This window comes from Pseudomonas eucalypticola, assembly GCF_013374995.1.
GTDB classification, from domain to species: Bacteria; Pseudomonadota; Gammaproteobacteria; order Pseudomonadales; family Pseudomonadaceae; genus Aquipseudomonas; species Aquipseudomonas eucalypticola.
Window position 1 is genome coordinate 220378 of sequence record NZ_CP056030.1, and the last position, 18052, is coordinate 238429.

The 18052-nt window shown below is 63.4% G+C and carries 17 protein-coding genes; 12 read left to right on the plus strand and 5 right to left on the minus strand.

What is annotated here, in order from left to right; translation table 11 throughout:
• Positions 1-120: 120 nt before the first annotated feature.
• On the minus strand, positions 121-1071 hold the full coding sequence (locus HWQ56_RS01050; RefSeq protein WP_158154124.1) for a LysR family transcriptional regulator: 951 nt from the start codon (positions 1069-1071) through the stop codon (positions 121-123).
• Between the two features lie 167 nt (positions 1072-1238).
• On the opposite strand from HWQ56_RS01050, the gene HWQ56_RS01055 reads away from it, so the two are divergent.
• The 5 genes from HWQ56_RS01055 (at position 1239) to HWQ56_RS01075 (ending at position 7153) form a co-directional block, all read left to right on the plus strand.
• Complete coding sequence (locus HWQ56_RS01055; RefSeq protein WP_158154123.1) at positions 1239-3599, plus strand: TonB-dependent receptor; 2361 nt, start codon at positions 1239-1241, stop codon at positions 3597-3599.
• 20 nt (positions 3600-3619) lie between these two features.
• Positions 3620-4954, plus strand: a complete 1335-nt coding sequence (locus HWQ56_RS01060) for an aryl-sulfate sulfotransferase (protein WP_158154122.1) — start codon at positions 3620-3622, stop codon at positions 4952-4954.
• A gap of 227 nt (positions 4955-5181) precedes the next feature.
• The gene (locus HWQ56_RS01065) at positions 5182-5994 is read left to right on the plus strand and encodes an energy transducer TonB (protein ID WP_158154121.1); all 813 of its coding nucleotides are present in this window, start codon (positions 5182-5184) and stop codon (positions 5992-5994) included.
• A 30-nt stretch (positions 5995-6024) separates the two neighbouring features.
• Positions 6025-6750 carry a MotA/TolQ/ExbB proton channel family protein gene (locus tag HWQ56_RS01070; protein WP_158154120.1) on the plus strand — a complete coding sequence of 242 codons (726 nt, stop codon included), beginning with the start codon at positions 6025-6027 and terminating at the stop codon, positions 6748-6750.
• Between the two features lies 1 nt (position 6751).
• Entirely contained in the window at positions 6752-7153 is a 402-nt protein-coding gene (locus HWQ56_RS01075; RefSeq protein ID WP_158154119.1) for an ExbD/TolR family protein, read from the plus strand.
• A 94-nt stretch (positions 7154-7247) separates the two neighbouring features.
• Here HWQ56_RS01075 and HWQ56_RS01080 read toward each other — a convergent pair whose 3' ends face one another.
• Positions 7248-7610, minus strand: a complete 363-nt coding sequence (locus HWQ56_RS01080; protein ID WP_176569594.1) for a cupin domain-containing protein — start codon at positions 7608-7610, stop codon at positions 7248-7250.
• A gap of 197 nt (positions 7611-7807) precedes the next feature.
• Between HWQ56_RS01080 and HWQ56_RS01085 the strand changes: the two genes are divergently transcribed.
• Both HWQ56_RS01085 and HWQ56_RS01090 read left to right on the plus strand, forming a co-directional pair.
• On the plus strand, positions 7808-9301 hold the full coding sequence (locus tag HWQ56_RS01085) for an aldehyde dehydrogenase (protein ID WP_158154117.1): 1494 nt from the start codon (positions 7808-7810) through the stop codon (positions 9299-9301).
• Positions 9302-9438: 137 nt separating this feature from the next.
• Positions 9439-10575 (plus strand): MFS transporter, encoded by a 1137-nt coding sequence (locus HWQ56_RS01090; RefSeq protein ID WP_158154116.1) that lies wholly within the window; start codon positions 9439-9441, stop codon positions 10573-10575.
• Between the two features lie 22 nt (positions 10576-10597).
• Here the strand turns inward: HWQ56_RS01090 and HWQ56_RS01095 are convergent, their stop codons facing one another.
• Positions 10598-12118 (minus strand): phospholipase D family protein, encoded by a 1521-nt coding sequence (locus tag HWQ56_RS01095; RefSeq protein WP_176572318.1) that lies wholly within the window; start codon positions 12116-12118, stop codon positions 10598-10600.
• An 86-nt stretch (positions 12119-12204) separates the two neighbouring features.
• Entirely contained in the window at positions 12205-13638 is a 1434-nt protein-coding gene (locus tag HWQ56_RS01100; RefSeq protein WP_176569595.1) for an aminotransferase-like domain-containing protein, read from the minus strand.
• Positions 13639-13809: 171 nt separating this feature from the next.
• Between HWQ56_RS01100 and HWQ56_RS01105 the strand changes: the two genes are divergently transcribed.
• Both HWQ56_RS01105 and HWQ56_RS01110 read left to right on the plus strand, forming a co-directional pair.
• Positions 13810-14046, plus strand: a complete 237-nt coding sequence (locus tag HWQ56_RS01105; RefSeq protein WP_176569596.1) for a DUF1127 domain-containing protein — start codon at positions 13810-13812, stop codon at positions 14044-14046.
• Positions 14047-14118: 72 nt separating this feature from the next.
• Positions 14119-14472, plus strand: coding sequence for a YkgJ family cysteine cluster protein (locus HWQ56_RS01110; RefSeq protein WP_176569597.1), 354 nt, complete (start codon positions 14119-14121; stop codon positions 14470-14472).
• A gap of 24 nt (positions 14473-14496) precedes the next feature.
• Here the strand turns inward: HWQ56_RS01110 and HWQ56_RS01115 are convergent, their stop codons facing one another.
• Entirely contained in the window at positions 14497-14985 is a 489-nt protein-coding gene (locus tag HWQ56_RS01115) for an Lrp/AsnC ligand binding domain-containing protein (RefSeq protein ID WP_158154112.1), read from the minus strand.
• 155 nt (positions 14986-15140) lie between these two features.
• Between HWQ56_RS01115 and dadA the strand changes: the two genes are divergently transcribed.
• From dadA to alr, 3 genes are all read left to right on the plus strand, one after another.
• On the plus strand, positions 15141-16442 hold the full coding sequence (dadA, locus tag HWQ56_RS01120; RefSeq protein WP_158154111.1) for a D-amino acid dehydrogenase: 1302 nt from the start codon (positions 15141-15143) through the stop codon (positions 16440-16442).
• On the plus strand, positions 16414-16767 hold the full coding sequence (locus HWQ56_RS01125) for a RidA family protein (protein WP_158154110.1): 354 nt from the start codon (positions 16414-16416) through the stop codon (positions 16765-16767). Before dadA ends, HWQ56_RS01125 begins: the two co-directional genes overlap by 29 nt.
• A 93-nt stretch (positions 16768-16860) precedes the next feature.
• Positions 16861-17937: an alanine racemase gene (alr, locus tag HWQ56_RS01130; protein ID WP_176569598.1), complete on the plus strand. Its 1077-nt coding sequence runs from the start codon at positions 16861-16863 to the stop codon at positions 17935-17937.
• The last annotated feature ends 115 nt before the right edge of the window (positions 17938-18052 follow it).

Sequence of the window (18052 nt, forward strand, 5' to 3'; positions counted from 1 at the left end):
TGCGCAAGTCACTGGAAAATGAGGACTATTTCGCGTTCAGGCAGGGGTATTCGGCAAGCGCATTCAATGAATACTTTGTATGCATGCAGTGCATGGCGCTGCGCGCCCTCAGCGCCGAGGTCATACCGCCAGGTTGTGAATCTCGTAGCCCGCCGCAGGCTCATCTTCGTCATCTACCCGCTTGATTTCTTCGATCATTGCCTCGGCCAACGGCGACAACCGATACCCCGCGCGGCTGACGATGCCGTAGCGGGTGTAGAGCTCTTCGCGCTGCTCATCCAACCCCTCGACCCGCAGGCGCACCAGTTCACCCCGGGCGCCATGGCCGCCGTCGCGGTAGGTGCCGCTGATGCCCACGGCGTCCGAGCGCAACACCACGTTCAGCAGGGCAAAACTGCTCTCGCATTCCACGTTCGGGGTGAAGTCCGGCCGGCCACTGAGGTCGGCCAACACTTTGCGCAGGTTGGGAGGGCGCACGGTGGCGGCCATCGGGTAGCTGAGCAGTTGTTCGGCAGTCACCGTTTCCTGCTGGGCCAGCGGATGACCCGCGCGGCAGCAAAAATGCCAGCGACGCGGGCGCAGCCGGTGGGTCCGGTAATCGGGGTCGGCTTCGAACTGGCGGGTGTCGGCAACGAAAAATTCGAATTCCTCGCTCAGCAGGCGCTTGCTCAGGCTGTGCCAGTCGTCGATGTGGAATTGCACCCGCGCCTTGGGATATCGCCCGATGAAGCTGCCCACGGCAGCTGGTACCAGGCCCGCGGCGGGCGCCGGGCCACAGCCGAAGCGCAGCTCGCCCGCCTCCAGGCCATTGAACTGGCTGATCTCGTTGCTCAGTTGCCGCGCTCCGCTGACCAGCCGGCGGGCGTGTTCGAGCACGACCTGCCCCTGCTTGGTGGGCGGCAGATCTTTGCGCCCGCGGTCCACCAGCTGGCAGCCGACACTGTGCTCCAGGGCCTGGATGCTACGGCTAAAGGCCGATTGCGAAAGGTTCACGGCCACGGCGGCGGCCACGAAGCTGCGGTGCTCGGCGAGCGCGATCAAGTGGCGAAGTTGGCGCAGGTCTATATGCATTTTTCACATTAAAAGTATCGGGCAAATGCATTTGCTATGCATCCGGTGCACTCCTTATAAAGGCAATCACTTATGCAGTAAATCTCTAGAAAAACATATGCAAATAACAGAAAGGAATATGCGGAGTCGTTGACCGCTTCCCGATTCCTTCACCCAGGAGCCGTATCATGAGTAGCCCGTCACCGTTGTCCGTTCCCACCTCGGCCAGGCTCAAGCGCCTGCCGTTGGCATTGCTGCTGGCTGGCAGCGCCAGTTTTTCCCTGGCCCACGCGGCTGACGAGGTGGCGGCGGCCAGTGTGGCGGCGCCTGCCGCCCAGGATGACGGCGCCCACCTGAAGACGGTAACGGTGACCGCTCGGCGCCGCGAAGAAAGCGCCCAGGACGTGCCCACGCCGATCAGCACCGTGGATGGCAGCACCCTGGAAAGCCAACATGTGTACCGCATCCAGGACTTGCAGCAGCTGGTGCCCAGCGTCAACGTGGCCTTCATGCATGCGCGCCAGTCCAGCGTGTCGATCCGCGGCCTTGGCAACAACCCGGCCAGTGACGGCCTGGAAGGCAGCGTCGGCCTTTACATCGACAACGTCTACCTCGGGCGCCCGGGGATGGCCGTGTTCGACCTTATGGACATTGACCAGTTGGCTGTGCTGCGCGGCCCGCAGGGCACGCTGTTCGGCAAGAACACCACGGCGGGGGTGATCAACATCACCACCCGCGCGCCGAGCTTCACCCCTGAGCGCACCATCGAAAGCTCGGTGGGCCAGCACGGCTACGTGCAGACCAAGGGCACTATTTCCGGCCCCATCACCGACGAACTGGCCGGGCGCCTCTCGGTGTACCGCAGCGACAGCGGCGGCACCATCACCAACGAGGAAAACGGCCACAAGCTGGGCGGTGGCGAGCGCGACGGCCTGCGTGGGCAATTGCTGTTCAAGCCCAACGAAGACTTCAGCCTGCGCGCCATCGTCGACTACAACGAGGAAGACTCCAGCTCGGGTACCCGCACGCTATTCAGCACCGGGCCGACGGTCAATGGCGTCAACCTCTACGAGACCCGCGCCGCGGCGGCCGGGGCTACCCTGGTCAACCCGCGCTCGCGCAAGGTGAACCTGGACAGCGACCAGCACGTGACCGTGCACCAGGGCGGCGGCTCGGTGGAAGCCAACTGGAAGCTGCCGAGCGATTTCACCCTGACATCCATCAGCTCGTATCGCTTCTGGAACTTCACCCCGCGCAACGATGACGGCCTGAACGTCCCGGCCTCGTACAACGCTGGCGTGTCGGTGGAAGACAAGCAATGGTCCCAGGAATTTCGCCTGGCATCGCCCACCGGCGGCCCGTTCGACTATGTGCTGGGTGCCTACTATTTCGGCTCCAAGACTGACAACAAGTCGTTCTCGTATTACGGCCCGCAGGCTGATATCTGGAACGGTACGGCCACCGGCGCGCTGGCCAACGTGACCAGCATTGGCCGCGGTCACATCGACACCGACAGCTTCGCACTATTTGCTCAGGGCACCTGGCACCTCACGCCCAAGCTGGATTTGACCGCCGGTATTCGCGGCACCTACGAGGAGAAAAGCGCCACTGTCGAGCGCGATGCCCCGGTAGGCGGCGCCGCAGTTACCGGTGCTGCGCTGGCGGCACGCAACGGGCGCGTCGGTGCCTACGATTCCGGCGACCTGAGCCTCTACAGCGCCAGCCCATCAGGCATGGTCAACCTCAGCTACCACTTCACCGACGACCTGATGGGCTATGCAACCTTGTCCCACGGCGAGAAATCGGGGGGTGTGAACCTGGCGGTGGGCAGTGCGCCCACGGCCGGCGCCGACTCGCTGCTGATTGGCTCCGAGCGCGCCAACGATGCCGAGCTGGGGGTCAAGAGCACGTTGTGGGATCGCCGTCTGTTACTCAACGCCAACCTGTTCTGGACCACGGTCAACGGTTACCAGGCCAACGCCTACGACTCCACCAACCGAGTGTCGTACCTGACCAACGCCGGCACTGTCCGCTCCCGTGGCCTTGAACTGGACGGCACGGTTATCCCGGTCAAGGGCCTGACCCTGAACTTCAACGGTTCGTACAACGACGTCCGTTACATGTCCTACAAGGATGCCCCATGCCCGCCGGAAGTCAGCGAGCAGACCGGCGCGCCTGCTTCGTGCAGCCTGTCCGGCCATCAGGTGGCGGGCGCGTCGAAATACGTGTTCAACACCAACGGCGAATACAAGTGGAACTGGGATAACGGCCTGGAAGAGTACGTCACCGGCAGCTACTCCTACCGCTCCCACGCCGTGGGCACCCTGGAAGATTCGGATTACGCGCAGATTCCCGGCTATAGCCTGGTCAACCTCAGCACCGGCTTTCGCGGCAACCTCGGCCAAGGCCAGTGGGATGTCTCGCTGTGGCTGAAGAACGCCTTCGACAAGACCTACTACACCACCCTTTGGGCCGAAGGTAACGGTGGCTACAGCGGCGTGCTCGGCGACCCGCGCACCCTGGGCGTGACCGCCCGCTATGACTTCTGACAACAATAAGGAGCGTAACCATGAAAGCATTCAAGGCAACCCTGCTGGCCAGCGCCGTGCTGGCCTGCACCGCTCACGCCGCGCCCAGCGTGTACCCCACCGGCGTGACCCGCTACGACCCGGCCAAGGCCTACAACCAATACGTGATCTTCGCAGGCGCCGACAAGCAGACGCACCTCATCGACATGGACGGCAATGAGGTCAAGAACTGGCCGTACAACGGTTTTCCCTCGGCCATCATCGACCCGAAACTGGTGGGTGGCGAGCGCGGCCATGTACTGCTGCAACTTTCCGACAAGGCACCCGGGCCGCTGGGCGCGGCGGGCAATGGCCTGGCCAACCAGAGCGTCGGTGAGCTGGACTGGAGCGGCAAGGTGCTGTGGCAGTGGGGCGACAAGGCCCCTGGCGGCGCCGCGCAACAGCACCACGACCAGCGCCGCCTGAGCAACGGCAACACCCTGGTACTGGCCAACAAGGTGCACAAGGTGGCGGGCTTTAAGGTGCCCGAGTTGATCGATGACGTGGTCTACGAGGTCGACCCCCAGGGCCAGGTGAAATGGCAGTGGCTGGCCAGTGACCACCTGACCGAGTTCGGCTTTACCCCCGCGCAATTGAAGCTGGTGCGCGCCACCGATAATCCTGACTACCTGCACATCAATAACCTCAGCGTGGTGGGGCCGAACAAGTGGTTCGATGGCGGCGACAAGCGTTTCGCCCCGGACAATCTGCTGCTGGATTCACGCAACTCCAACTTCATCGCCATCATCGACAAGGCCAGCGGCAAGGTGGTGTGGCACCTGGGCCCGAACCTGCCGAACCTGAACCCCAAGACCGCGCAGCAGTTGCCGCGCCCCGTGGACCAGTTCGTCGGCCAGCATGATGCCCACATCATCCCGGCCGGGCTTCCGGGTGCCGGCAACCTGCTGGTGTTCGACAACCAGGGCACTGCGGGCTACCCGTCGGCGCCCCTTGGGCTCACCCCTGGCTCGCGGGTGCTGGAGATCGACCCTATCAAGCAGCAGGTGGTGTGGCAGTACAGCGCGGCCAGTTCCAAGCAGCCTTCCTGGGACTTCTACAGCTCCTTCATCAGCAGTGCCCGGCGGCTTCCAAACGGCAACACGCTGATCGACGAGGGCATGAACGGGCGTTTCTTCCAGGTCACCGACAAGGGCGAGATCGTATGGGAATACGTCAGCCCTTATCAGGGCAAGGCGCCAGGCAGCGAGGCTGTGAGCAATTGGGTGTATCGCGCGCTGCCGGTGAGCTATGACTGGGTGCCGGAAGGTACGCCTCATGGCGAAACCGCTGTGGCCGCGCCCGAGACGACGCTGAAAAACGCCAGCGCCAGCCGCTGAAATCCATGCCTTTTCCGAATATTTCAAATGCGCCCAAGGCATGGGTCGCCAGCCGCTCTGCTACAGGCCTTGCAGCACGCGGGCTGGCGGTTGGGAATGGTTTTATATATTCCCTTTAGGTCTATGTATAACTTCAAAGATTACTTTAAGAACTAAGCCTCTCGCGTCGATCATTCGTCTCGCGAGGCGTTCCTCGCCTTATCGCTGAAGACCGCAGGAGTACAACAATGGGCAATGTCCAGACCGCAGCCAGTGCACCCCAGGCGTTTGTACGCCCGGCGCCCGGTGGCGAGTTGGTCGACCTGGGCCGCGCGCACCGTGCGCCGCTGGTTCAGTCGCGTCTGCACACGACCCCCAAGGGTGTACTGAGCCGGCGTGAAGGGATTCTGCTGGGCGTGTTTGCGCTGGTGCTGCATGGCGCGGTGATTTACTGGCTGAGCCAGAAACCGCTGGCTGCATTGCCGGTCAAGCCGCCCGAGGTCCCGCCAATGACCATCGAGTTTTCCCAACCCTCACCCCCGGTAGTTGCGCCGCCGCCACCTCCGCCACCGCCCGTGGCGCAGCCCGTGGTAGAGCCACCGCCGCCGGTGGAGGACGAGCTGGCAACCAAGCCGCCGCCCAAGCCCAAACCCAAGCCCAAGCAGGTGGCCAAGCCGGTACCCAAGCCCGTGCCGAAACCAGTCGAGCAACCAGCGCCACCGCAACCCGTGGCCGCACCAACACCACCGGCCCCACCCGCGCCGCCGGCGCCGGCCCCGGTGACCCCGGCCTCGGCCAACGCCGGTTACCTGCATAACCCGGCGCCGGAATACCCGGCCCTGGCCATGCGTCGCAACTGGGAAGGCACCGTGCTGTTGCGTGTGCACGTGCTGGCCAGTGGCAAACCGGGTGAAATCCAGATTCAGAAGAGCAGTGGTCGTGAACAGCTCGATGACGCCGCCCTGGCAGCCGTCAAGCGCTGGAGTTTTGTACCGGCCAAACAGGGCGACGTCGCCCAGGACGGCTGGGTGAGCGTTCCCATCGACTTCAAGATCCGCTAATCCGCGCTAGTTAGAGAAGGAATACACATCATGAGTAACTTGGCTTCCCCGTTTGAATCCATCGAAGGCGCGGTGATCTGGCTGCTGATCGTCTTCTCCGTCGCCACCTGGGGCCTGTTCCTGCTCAAGGGCACGCAATTCGGCCGCCTGAAGAACCAGGACCGCAAATTCCACAAGCAATTCTGGGCGGCATCGAGCCTCGACTCGGCGGCCGAACTGACCGTGACCCAGCCTGGCGCCGCCGCCCGCGTTGCCCAGGCAGGCTATGCCGCCATTCAGGTAGGCGAACCCGGCCACGCCGCGGACCTGAGCCAGGCCATCAACCACCAGGACCGCCTGGAACGTGCCCTGCGCCAGCAGATCGTGCGTGAACGCCGCTCCCTGGAAACGGGCCTGGCGGTGCTGGCCAGTATCGGTTCCACCTCGCCGTTCATTGGGCTGTTCGGTACCGTGTGGGGCATCATGTCCGCGCTCAAGGGCATCAGCGCCGCAGGTTCGGCCAGCCTTGAAACCGTGGCCGGGCCTATCGGTTCTGCCCTGGTCGCCACTGGCGTGGGTATCGCCGTCGCCGTGCCGGCGGTGCTGGTCTACAACTACTTCCTGCGCCGCCTGAAGCTGACCGTCGCCGATCTCGACGACTTTGCCCACGACTTCTACAGCCTGGCCCAGAAGAGCTCTTTCCGCGTGCTGCTGCACCCGGCCCTGACCAAGACCGCCCAGGGCGCTGGTGGTCAGAAAGTGAAGGAGGCGTCCTGATATGGCCTTCTCTACCCAGGACAGCGATGAAGTACTGAGCGAGATCAACGTTACCCCGCTGGTGGACGTGATGCTGGTGCTGCTGGTGGTGTTCATCGTCACCGCGCCGCTGCTCACCAACTCCATTCCGATCAACCTGCCCAAGACCGAGGCCGTGGCCCCGGTCGAGCAGAAAGACCCGCTGGTGGTCAGTATCGACGGCGGCGGCAAGCTGTTCATCAACAAGGATGAAATTCAGCCGGACCTGCTGCAGACCAACCTGGAAGCGGCCAAGGCCAAAGATCCGGAAGTGCGGGTGCAATTGCAGGCCGATGACGGTGTGGACTACGGCAAGGTAGCCAAGGCCATGGCCTCGATCGAGAAGGCGGGCATTACCAAATTGTCTGTGATTACTGCGCGGTAGCGAACAGCGCGGTTTTTTTAGGCCACTCCTCAGGCAGGGGGTGGCCTTTTTTTTGTTCTGCTACAGCATTTCCCGCAGCCGGATGCGCCCGACCTCAGGCCTTTGGCTCAAATACCACATAGATCTTCCGGCAAGGCTCCAGTACCTCCCATGTACCCCGGAAACCCGCTGGGATCACAAACCGATCACCGGCGCGCAGGGTCCTGGCATTGCCTTCCAGGTCGCGGAGCACCGACACGCCCTGGACGATTTCACAGTACTCATGCTCGGTATAGTTGACGGTCCACTGGCCGACCTCGCCCTCCCATACGCCCGCGCCGAATTGCGCGCACGGGCTGGCGTAATGGTGATAGACCTTCTGCTCGGGATCACCCTTCAAGACCTTTTCGGCGGCGGGACGGTAGTGGTCGGCCGGGGTGGTCGCCAGGGCGAAGTCGACAATCGTTTCGATGCTCATGAAAAGTCCTGCCTGCTTGTCAAATAAAATCAACATGACACGGCTTTTGCCGGTATCTTGTCAAATATATTGAAAATCTGGGGCCGAGTGGTTTAGGGTGGTGGGTGCCGTGAGTCTATTATTTGACCGGCCCTAATTCGAAAGCCTGGGCGATTATCCTGCGTGCAGGCTGCAAATCAACAAGAGGAGGGATACGTATGACCACTTTGACTCGTGCGGACTGGGAACAGCGTGCCAAGGAAGTGAACATCGAAGGCCGTGCATTCATCAACGGTGAATACACCGCCGCCGCTTCCGGTGCCACGTTCGACTGCCTGAGCCCGGTCGACGGTCGCCTCCTGGCGCAGGTTGCCAGCTGTGACCTGGCCGACGCCCAGCGTGCCGTGGAAAGTGCCCGTGCCGCCTTCGACAGTGGCGCCTGGTCGCGCCTGGCGCCGGCCAAGCGCAAGGCCACCATGATCCGATTCGCCGGCCTGCTCAAGCAGAACGCTCAGGAACTGGCGCTGCTGGAAACCCTGGACATGGGCAAGCCGATCAGCGACTCGTTGAACATCGACGTCAACGGCGCCGCCAATGCCCTGTCGTGGAGCGGCGAGGCCATCGACAAGATCTACGACGAAGTGGCGGCCACGCCCCATGACCAGCTGGGCCTGGTGACCCGCGAACCGGTTGGCGTAGTGGCGGCCATCGTGCCGTGGAACTTCCCGTTGATGATGGCTTGCTGGAAGCTCGGCCCGGCGCTGTCCACCGGTAACTCGGTGATCCTGAAGCCTTCGGAAAAATCGCCGCTGACGGCTATCCGCATCGCGCAACTGGCTATCGAGGCCGGTATTCCAAAAGGCGTGTTCAACGTGCTGCCAGGCTACGGCCACACCGTCGGCAAGGCCCTGGCCTTGCACATGGACGTGGACACGCTGGTGTTCACCGGCTCCACCAAGATCGCCAAGCAACTGATGATCTATGCCGGTGAATCGAACATGAAGCGCGTGTGGCTGGAAGCCGGCGGCAAGAGCCCGAACATCGTCTTCGCCGACGCCCCGGACCTGCAAGCCGCTGCCGAATCGGCCGCCAGCGCCATTGCCTTCAACCAGGGCGAAGTATGCACAGCGGGTTCACGCCTGCTGGTCGAGCGTTCCATCAAGGACAAGTTCCTGCCCCTGGTGCTGGAAGCCCTGAAGGCCTGGAAACCAGGCAACCCGCTGGACCCGGCCACCACCGTGGGGGCCCTGGTGGACACCCAGCAGATGAACACCGTGCTGTCGTACATCGAAGCGGGCCACAACGACGGCGCCAAACTGCTGGTGGGCGGCAAGCGTATCCTGGAAGAGACCGGGGGCACTTACGTCGAGCCGACCATCTTCGACGGCGTCGACAACGCCATGCGCATTGCCCAGGAAGAGATCTTCGGCCCGGTACTGTCGGTGCTGGCTTTCGACACCGTGGAAGAAGCCATCAAGATCGCCAACGACACCCCGTACGGCCTGGCCGCCGCGGTATGGACGTCGGATATCTCCAAGGGCCACCTGACCGCCAAGGCCCTGCGCGCCGGCAGCGTATGGGTGAACCAGTACGACGGCGGCGACATGACTGCGCCGTTCGGTGGCTTCAAGCAGTCGGGCAACGGCCGTGACAAGTCGCTGCACGCCTTCGACAAGTACACCGAGCTGAAGGCCACCTGGATCAAGCTGTAATTCGCTGCGCGGACCACTGCACGGTGTGACCGCTGGCTTGCCAGCGCCCACACAGGGCGGTGGTCGGTCGTGTACAGCCGGGTCTCCGCAAGGGGCCCGGCTGTTTTGTCTGTGCAGTTATCCACAGGAGCGTGGACATGCGTTGGGGTACCTATTTCGCCGTGCTGAGCGCTGTATTGAGCGTTGGCCTGGCGTTAGGCGTGAGCATGCCGCTGGTGTCGCTGCGGCTTGAGGGGTGGGGCTACGGCAGCTTCGCCATTGGGGTCATGGCGTCGATGCCAGCGATCGGCGTGCTGGCGGGCGCGGGCCTGGCCAGCCGTCTGGCGGCACGGTTCGGTACGCCGGGGTTGATGCGCCTGTGCCTGTGGGGCGGCGCACTGTCCATTGCCTTGCTGGCGTTACTGCCCAGCTATGCAGTGTGGTTGCTGCTGCGCCTGTGGATCGGCATGGTGCTGACCATTGTCTTCATTCTTGGCGAGAGCTGGATCAACCAGCTGGTGGTCGAGCAATGGCGTGGGCGCCTGGTGGCCCTGTATGGCAGCAGTTACGCGCTGAGCCAGCTATGCGGGCCACTCCTGCTGGGCGCGCTGGGCACCGACCACGATTATGGCTTCTGGACTGGCGCGGGGCTGTTGGTGGTATCCCCGCTGCTTCTGCTAGGGCGAACCGGTGCGCCCAGTACTGAATCGTGCCGGGTGACCTTCGTTGACCTGGGACGCTTTTGCCGTCGGCTGCCCGTGATCGCCTGGGCCATCGCGCTGTTCGCCGCATTCGAGGCCATGATCCTGACGCTGTTGCCGGTGTATTGCCTGCAGCAAGGCTTCAGTGCCGAAGTGGCACTGTACATGGTCAGCACGGTAGTGGTGGGCGATGCCTTGTTGCAGTTGCCCATTGGTGCCCTGGCCGACCGCATGTCGCGGCGCACGCTGTTCTTTGGTTGTGCGCTGGCGCTGATGCTGTCGAGCCTGGCGATACCGTTGCTGATCGACACCCAGGGCATCTGGCCGTTGTGGGTGATCTTCGGCGCCAGTGCGGGCGGCCTGTTCACCTTGTCGCTGGTGCTGATCGGCGAGCGCTACCGCGATGATGCGCTGGTGCGGGCCAACGCCCATGTGGCGCAATTGTGGGGCATTGGTTGCCTGATCGGGCCGGTACTGGCCGGTGCCGGCAGTCAGTGGGTGAGCGGGCACGCACTGCCGCTGCTGATGGCGTTGGGGGCGTTCGGGCTGGTGCTGCTGGCGCGCAGGCCGCAGGCGCTGGAGTTGCCTGCCTGACCGACGCTGCAACGGCGCGCCGCTAGAGCATTTTTTCCAGGCCGATGGCCCTGCTCATCCAGGCGTTGAACCGCCGCCACAGGTCGCCTGGCTCGGTGGTCAGGGTATGCAACTGGTGGTTGTCCTCGGTCACCCACACCACGTTCCCGCCTTGCAACTTCGCCTGGTAGCTGAGCGCTGGCGACATGCCCTGCAAAGCCAGTTCGCGGGTGCGTTCGGCCAGCTCGGGGCTGTTCACCAATACCCCGACCTCGGTATTCCACAGCACCGAGCGGGCATCGAAGTTGAATGAACCGATGAACACCCGCTGGCGGTCGAAGATCATCGCCTTGCTGTGCAGGCTGGAATCGGAACTGCCATGCAGCCCCAGCCCTTTGCGCCGAGGCATCTCTCCGGGTTGGCGGCGCAGTTCGTACAGTTTCACCCCATGTTGCAGCAACGCCTTGCGGTAAGGCGCATAACCGCCGTGCACGGCAGGTACGTCGGTGGCTTCCAGTGAGTTGGTCAGCAGGCTGACCGCCACCCCGGCGTCGGCCCGGCCCGTCAGGTACAGGAGGCCGGGTTCGCGTGGCACGAAGTAGGCTGAAACCAGCATCAGCTCTTGATGAACGTCCGCCAATTGGGGTGCCAGCTGCGTCGTCAGCAGCAGGTGCGGGTCCGGCTCATCGCGGGCCAGCACCTTGCTGGGGGCATCCCACAGCACCTGGCTGTTGGCCCAGATCAGCTCGTTGCGCCAGGTGGCCATGCGCGGGTCGCTGCGGTAGGCCATCAACTGCTGGTACAGCGCCGGGCGTTGCAGGTGGGCCGTGGCCAGCCAGGCCTCCAGGCGCTTGCGCGTCTTGGCCAGGTCCTTGGCGGTGGGTTGGAACAGCAGGAATTCGCCAATCGGTCGGCTCAGGGCACTGTTCCAGTACTGATCGAAACTCTGGCCCAGGTGTGCGGCGGCGGGGCCTACGCTCAACAGGTCGATGTCGGTGAAGTTGAGGTTGGGTTCGGCGTCGAAGTATTCGTCGCCCAGGTTGCGGCCGCCGACGATGGCCATGCTGTCATCGGCGATCCATAGTTTGTTGTGCATGCGGCGGTGCTGCTGCGACAGGTTGAACAGCCGGCCCATGGCGCGGGTGACACCCGTGGTGCGGCCCAGGTGCAGCGGGTTGAACAGGCGGATCTGGATGTTGGGGTGTTCGGCCAGCGTCGCGATGACGTCGTCCAGGCCGTCGCTGGTGGTGTCGTCCAGCAAAATGCGGATGCGTACCCCACGGTCGGCTGCCTTGAGCAATTCGTCGACCAGGGCTCGGGTACTGATGCCGTCGTGGACGATGTAGTACTGCAAGTCCAGGCTCTTCTGGGCATTGCGGATCAGTTCTGCCCGCGCCCGGAACGCCTCGGGTCCATTGGGTAGCAGGCGAAAGCCCGACAGGCCGCCATGGCTGGCGACCTGCGCTTGTACCGAGCGGCCAAATGCCGACTGGTCGGCCGGCAGTGCCTGGCTGGGTTGGCGTTGGCCCACGCCGGTGGCACAACCGGCCAGCAGGGCAAGCATCAGCAGCGTGGGTAGCCAGTGGGTTCGCAACTTGGGGTCCTTAACGCAAGGCAGGCGTGGCTATGACTCCAGCGAGCCGGTAAAGGTCATACGGTCTCGACATCCATTTCCGCGATCAAGCGCTTGGCCGTCTCCCCGACCTTGCGTACCGCTGCTTCGATCTCGCTGCTGGCGCGGGCGGCGAAGTTCATCCGCAGGCAGTTACGGTACTTGCCGGAAGCGGAAAAGATGCTGCCCACGGCAATCTGTACGTCCTGCTCCAGTAAAGCTCGGTTCAGGCGCAACGTGTCGAAACTTTCCGGCAATTCCACCCACAGCATGAAGCCACCTTGTGGCCGACTGGCGCGGGTGCCCTCGGGAAAGTAGCGGCTGACCCAGTCGATCATCAGGTCGCGCGAGCGCTGGTACTGGCTGCGCATGCGCCGCAGGTGCGGCTCGAAGTGGCCGTCCTTGATGAAGTCGGCAATGGCCAATTGCGGCTGGGTGGCCGTGCAGCCCGTGCCGATGTACTTCATGTGCAGCACGCGCTCCAGGTAGCGGCCCGGCGCCACCCAGCCGATACGCAGCCCCGGCGCCAGGCTTTTGGAAAACGAACTGCACAACAGCACCCGACCGTCCTCGTCGAATGACTTGATGGTGCGCGGGCGCGGGTAGCTGAAGGCCAGGTCGCCATACACGTCGTCTTCGATAATGGCCACGTCGTAGCGCTGGGCCAGGGTCAGCAGGGCGCGCTTGCGGGCTTCCGGCATCACGTAGCCCAACGGGTTATTGCAGTTGGGGGTCAGTTGAATGACTTTGATCGGCCACTGTTCCAGCGCCAGCTCCAGGGCTTCGAGGCTGATGCCGGTGATAGGGTCGGTGGGGATTTCCAGGGCTTTCATGCCCAGGCCCTTGAGGGTTTGCATGGCGCCGAAGAAGCTCGGCGAGTCCACCGCCACGATATCCCCCGGCTCGCACACGGCGCGAATGCTGGCCGAGAGGGCTTCATGGCAGCCGGTGGTGATGACCAGGTCACTGGCCTGCAGCCGGCAACCGGAATCGAGCAGCAGGCGGGCAATCTGCTCGCGCAGGGCTTCAGTGCCGTACACCGTGTCGTAATACAGCCCAGGCATGTCCTGGCGGCGCGCCAGTTGCGCCAGGCTGCGCAGCAGCGGCTTGAGGGTGGGGCTGGTGACGTCGGGCATGCCCCGGCCCAACTGGACCACGCCCTTGAGGGGCGAACTGCGCACCAGTTCTACCACCTGGTCCCACTGGGATATTTCCACCGGGCGTTGCGCGGGTCGACCCACGGCTGGCAGGGCGGGCAATTGGCGGGCGCTGGGCACGAAATACCCGGACTTGGGCCGCGGTGCGGCCAGGCCGTTGTCTTCCAGCAGCCGGTACGCCTGCTGCACCGTACTCAGGCTGACCCCGTGTTCGGCACTCAAGGCCCGCACCGAAGGCAGACGGTCACCGGGGCGGTAGAAGCCTTGTTCAATGCGCGAGCCCAGCAATTCGGCGAGGTTGACATAGAGGGTCATGACGTACTCCCAGCGACCAGATGCATACCATACAGATCAAGGGAAAATATGGCATTCAGAGCGAAGGTGATGATTGCTGTATGGAAAATATAACGCATTTTTGAATCTGTAATGTCGCCTGCATTGCGCCGATGATGAACGCCTACTCGATAGCCCCCAGGGAGCACGGTCATGAACGGCTTGAGCGATGTGCGTCTGCTGCTGCGCAGCCAGGAACTCCAGGTATTTGACGCCCAGGGGCGGCGGCTGCGCACGGCCCCGGATGGCCTGGGTTTCTGGGGGTTGATGTGGCACCGCCTGACCACTCGCCGGGCGTTGCTGGACCTGGACGCCGACCAGTTGCGCGACATTGGCCTTTCGCCGGGAGAGGCTCGGGAAGAGGGCGCGAAGCCATTCTGGCGGGAATGAAGGACCGGCGGGGGTATCGGCTGGCAGCGCCGGGCAGGCAAAATGGCGGTTCGCTTCGACAGGTACCGCCCCATGAGCTGCAACCGCCACAAGATCCTTTTCCTGCGTGAGCAGATTCCCTCGTTCGAATGCGTGCCGGGTTGCCACGATTGCTGTGGGCCGGTGACCACCTCCTCCGAAGAAATGGCCCGGCTACCGCGCAAGACCGCCGCCGAGCAGGAGGCGGCATTGGCTGAGCTGAACTGTGTGCACCTGGGGCCCAATGGCTGCACGGTGTATGACGAGCGGCCGTTGATCTGCCGGTTGTTCGGGACCACCGAAAGCCTGCCGTGCCCTAACGGGCGGCGTCCGGCCGAATTGATTCACCCGTTGGCCGAGAAAGCGGTGCACCAGTTCATCGCCACCACGCGGCAAGTGCTGGTCTGAACGTCGCACGCGCGTCAGTGCGGCTCAGTCCGGAATCGGCAGGTTGAGGCTTTCTTTCACTTCTTCCATCACGATGTAGCTCTTGGACTCGCGCACATGGGGCAGCTTGAGCAGGATGTCGCCCAGCAACTTGCGGTATGAAGCCATCTCCGAAATGCGTGCTTTCACCAGATAGTCGAAGTCACCCGATACCAGGTGGCACTCCAGCACATGGGGCAGCTTGAGCACGGCGCGGCGGAATTCCTCGAAGGTGTCCCCGGACTTGTAGTCCAGACTGATTTCCACGAACACCAGCAGGCTACCCTTCAAGTGCTGCGGATTGAGCCGGGCGTTGTAGCCCATGATGATCCCTTCGCGTTCCAGGCGGCGTACGCGCTCGGTGCAGGGTGTGGTCGACAGGCCGACCTTTTCACCCAGCTCGGTGAACGAAATTCGACCGTCGGCCTGCAGGATCCGCAGGATGGCGCGGTCGATCTTGTCGAGCTCACGTTTGCTCTGATGCTGGGTTCGCATAGGCGATGCCCCTCCGTAAAAGCGTTTTTTGCCGAGAATTCTCGCCAAATATAGGCCTTTATATAGTGAATAGCACTGGCTGATGTTTTTTAAACTGCGCGCATCTTCGCAATAAACAACAAATGTCAGCGGTTATCCGCGTTGAGGGATTGAGCATGCGAGTTCTGGTACTTGGTAGCGGGGTGATCGGTACCGCCAGTGCCTATTATCTGGCGCGGCAGGGCTTTGAGGTGACGGTCGTCGACCGCCAGAACGCCGTTGCCATGGAAACCAGCTTCGCCAACGCCGGCCAGGTTTCGCCCGGCTATGCTTCGCCCTGGGCGGCGCCGGGCGTGCCGCTGAAGGCAATCAAATGGTTGCTCGAGCGCCATGCGCCCCTGGCCATCAAGGCCACCGCCGACATTGACCAGTACCTGTGGATGGCGCAGATGCTGCGCAATTGCACCGCCAGCCGCTACGCCGTGAACAAGGAACGCATGGTGCGCCTGTCCGAATACAGCCGCGACTGCCTCGACGAGCTGCGCGCCGAGACCGGTATCGCCTACGAAGGCCGCACCCTGGGCACCACCCAGCTGTTCCGCACCCAGGCGCAACTGGACAACGCCGCCAAGGACATCGCCGTGCTGGAACAGTCCGGCGTGCCCTACGAATTGCTCGACCGCGAAGGCATTGCTCGTGTGGAGCCGGCGCTGGCCAGCGTCACCAACATCCTCGCCGGCGCCCTGCGCTTGCCCAATGACCAGACTGGCGATTGCCAGATGTTCACCACCAAGCTGGCGCAGATGGCCATCGACCTGGGCGTGGAGTTCCGTTTCGGCCAGAACATCGAACGCCTGGACTTCGCCGGCGACCGGGTCAACGGCGTCGTCATCGACGGCAAGCTGGAAACCGCCGACCGCTACGTGCTGGCGCTGGGCAGCTATTCCCCGCAACTGCTCAAGCCGCTGGGCATCAAGGCCCCGGTGTACCCGCTCAAGGGCTACTCGCTGACCGTGCCCATCACCAACCCGGCCATGGCACCGACTTCCACCATCCTGGACGAGAGCTTCAAGGTCGCCATCACCCGTTTCGATAACCGCATCCGCGTGGGCGGCATGGCCGAGATCGCTGGTTTTGACTTGTCGCTGAACCCGCGTCGGCGTGAAACGCTGGAGATGATCGTCAACGATCTTTATCCTCAGGGCGGCGACCTCGCCCAAGCCAGTTTCTGGACAGGCCTGCGCCCGACCACGCCCGACGGCACGCCTATCGTGGGTGCCACCCCGTTCCGAAACCTGTTCCTCAACACGGGCCACGGCACCCTCGGCTGGACCATGGCCTGCGGTTCCGGCCGTTTCCTGGCCGACCTGATGGCGCGCAAGAAGCCGCAAATCAGCGCCGAAGGCCTTGATATTTCCCGTTATGGCAAGCACCAGGAGACTGCAAGACATGTCAATCCAGCGCCAGCTCACCAATGAGCGCATGAGCCAGGTCGTTACCCACAATGGCACCGTCTACCTGGCGGGCCAGGTGGGTGACACCCTGACCGCCGGCATTGAGCAGCAGACCCGCGAGATCCTTGCCACCATCGAGCGCCTGCTCGACCTGGCCGGTACCGACAAGACGCGCCTGTTGTCGGTGACCATTTACCTGAAAGACATCGACGCCCACTTCGAAGGCATGAACAGTGTCTGGGACAAGTGGTTGCCCAAGGGCGTGGCGCCTGCCCGGGCCACCGTCGAAGCCAAACTGTGCGAACCGGAGATTCTTGTCGAACTTTCCGTGGTCGCCGCGTTGCCGTAACACGCTACCTCGCCCGGCATGGCGGCCTGCCTGTGGCGGCCGCCCATGCCGGGTTTTTTACGCCCACAGTCTGCCCAGAAGAAGACAGCCGTCATGCGTCCTGCCCGTGCCCTGATCGACCTAGACGCCCTGCGTCACAACTACCGTCTGGCCCGCGAACTCGCCAATGGGGCCAAGGCCCTGGCCGTGATCAAAGCCGATGCCTATGGCCACGGCGCCGTGCGTTGCGCCCAGGCCCTGGAGGCCGAGGCCGACGGCTTTGCCGTGGCGTGCATCGAGGAAGCATTGGAGTTGCGCGCCGGGGGTATCCAGGCGCCGGTGTTGTTGCTGGAAGGCATCTTCGAGGCCGACGAGCTGCAAATGGCTGCGGAGCATGATTTCTGGTGCGTGGTGCATTCCCTGTGGCAGTTGGACGCCATTGAGCAGACGCCCCTGAGCAAACCGCTGGTGGTGTGGCTCAAGCTCGACTCCGGCATGCACCGTGTCGGCTTGCACCCCAAGGACTACGCAGGGGCCTACCAGCGCCTGCTGGCCACCGGCAAAGTAGCGAAGATCGTGCTGATGAGCCACTTCGCCCGCGCAGATGAGCTGGATTGCCCCAGCAGCGGCGACCAGGTGGCGGTATTCGAGGCGGCGCGCCAAGGCTTGGCGGCAGAAACCAGCCTGCGCAATTCGCCTGCCGTGCTGGGCCTGCCCCAAGTGCCGAGCGACTGGGTGAGGCCTGGCATCATGTTGTATGGCGCTACGCCTTTCGAAGAACCCCAGGCCGAGGCCGCGCGGTTGATACCAGTGATGACCCTGGAATCGAAAGTCATCTGTGTGCGCGAATTGCCGGCAGGCGAGCCGGTGGGTTACGGCGCCAAGTTCATCACCGACAAGCCGATGCGTATCGGCGTGGTCGCCATGGGCTACGCCGACGGTTACCCACGCCATGCCGGCACGGGCACGCCGGTGCTGGTGGCGGGCAAGCGCAGCCGCTTGCTGGGCCGCGTGTCCATGGACATGCTGTGCATTGATCTGACCGACGTGCCCGAGGCGGGCCTGGGCAGTGTGGTCGAACTGTGGGGCCGCAACATTCTGGCCAGCGACGTAGCGGCCTGCGCCGAGACCATTCCCTACCAGATATTCTGCAACCTGCGCCGGGTGCAACTGGTCTATTCCGGGGGCTGAGGCTCGATAGGGCAATACTGCAAGTCGCCAGGGGGCGGCACGCTTAGGGGCAATCTGTTGTAAATACTGAACGCTGTTGCCATGATAACGTTCAAAAAGCACCCCATACCGTGAA

Excerpts from the sequence above, each read along its gene's own strand:
- HWQ56_RS01050 (WP_158154124.1), bottom strand. The coding sequence starts at position 1,071 with ATGCATATAGACCTGCGCCAACTTCGCCACTTGATCGCGCTCGCCGAG.
- HWQ56_RS01055 (WP_158154123.1), top strand. The coding sequence starts at position 1,239 with ATGAGTAGCCCGTCACCGTTGTCCGTTCCCACCTCGGCCAGGCTCAAG.
- HWQ56_RS01060 (WP_158154122.1), top strand. The coding sequence starts at position 3,620 with ATGAAAGCATTCAAGGCAACCCTGCTGGCCAGCGCCGTGCTGGCCTGC.
- HWQ56_RS01065 (WP_158154121.1), top strand. The coding sequence starts at position 5,182 with ATGGGCAATGTCCAGACCGCAGCCAGTGCACCCCAGGCGTTTGTACGC.
- HWQ56_RS01070 (WP_158154120.1), top strand. The coding sequence starts at position 6,025 with ATGAGTAACTTGGCTTCCCCGTTTGAATCCATCGAAGGCGCGGTGATC.
- HWQ56_RS01075 (WP_158154119.1), top strand. The coding sequence starts at position 6,752 with ATGGCCTTCTCTACCCAGGACAGCGATGAAGTACTGAGCGAGATCAAC.
- HWQ56_RS01080 (WP_176569594.1), bottom strand. The coding sequence starts at position 7,610 with ATGAGCATCGAAACGATTGTCGACTTCGCCCTGGCGACCACCCCGGCC.
- HWQ56_RS01085 (WP_158154117.1), top strand. The coding sequence starts at position 7,808 with ATGACCACTTTGACTCGTGCGGACTGGGAACAGCGTGCCAAGGAAGTG.
- HWQ56_RS01090 (WP_158154116.1), top strand. The coding sequence starts at position 9,439 with ATGCGTTGGGGTACCTATTTCGCCGTGCTGAGCGCTGTATTGAGCGTT.
- HWQ56_RS01095 (WP_176572318.1), bottom strand. The coding sequence starts at position 12,118 with ATGCTTGCCCTGCTGGCCGGTTGTGCCACCGGCGTGGGCCAACGCCAA.
- HWQ56_RS01100 (WP_176569595.1), bottom strand. The coding sequence starts at position 13,638 with ATGACCCTCTATGTCAACCTCGCCGAATTGCTGGGCTCGCGCATTGAA.
- HWQ56_RS01105 (WP_176569596.1), top strand. The coding sequence starts at position 13,810 with ATGAACGGCTTGAGCGATGTGCGTCTGCTGCTGCGCAGCCAGGAACTC.
- HWQ56_RS01110 (WP_176569597.1), top strand. The coding sequence starts at position 14,119 with ATGAGCTGCAACCGCCACAAGATCCTTTTCCTGCGTGAGCAGATTCCC.
- HWQ56_RS01115 (WP_158154112.1), bottom strand. The coding sequence starts at position 14,985 with ATGCGAACCCAGCATCAGAGCAAACGTGAGCTCGACAAGATCGACCGC.
- dadA (WP_158154111.1), top strand. The coding sequence starts at position 15,141 with ATGCGAGTTCTGGTACTTGGTAGCGGGGTGATCGGTACCGCCAGTGCC.
- HWQ56_RS01125 (WP_158154110.1), top strand. The coding sequence starts at position 16,414 with ATGTCAATCCAGCGCCAGCTCACCAATGAGCGCATGAGCCAGGTCGTT.
- alr (WP_176569598.1), top strand. The coding sequence starts at position 16,861 with ATGCGTCCTGCCCGTGCCCTGATCGACCTAGACGCCCTGCGTCACAAC.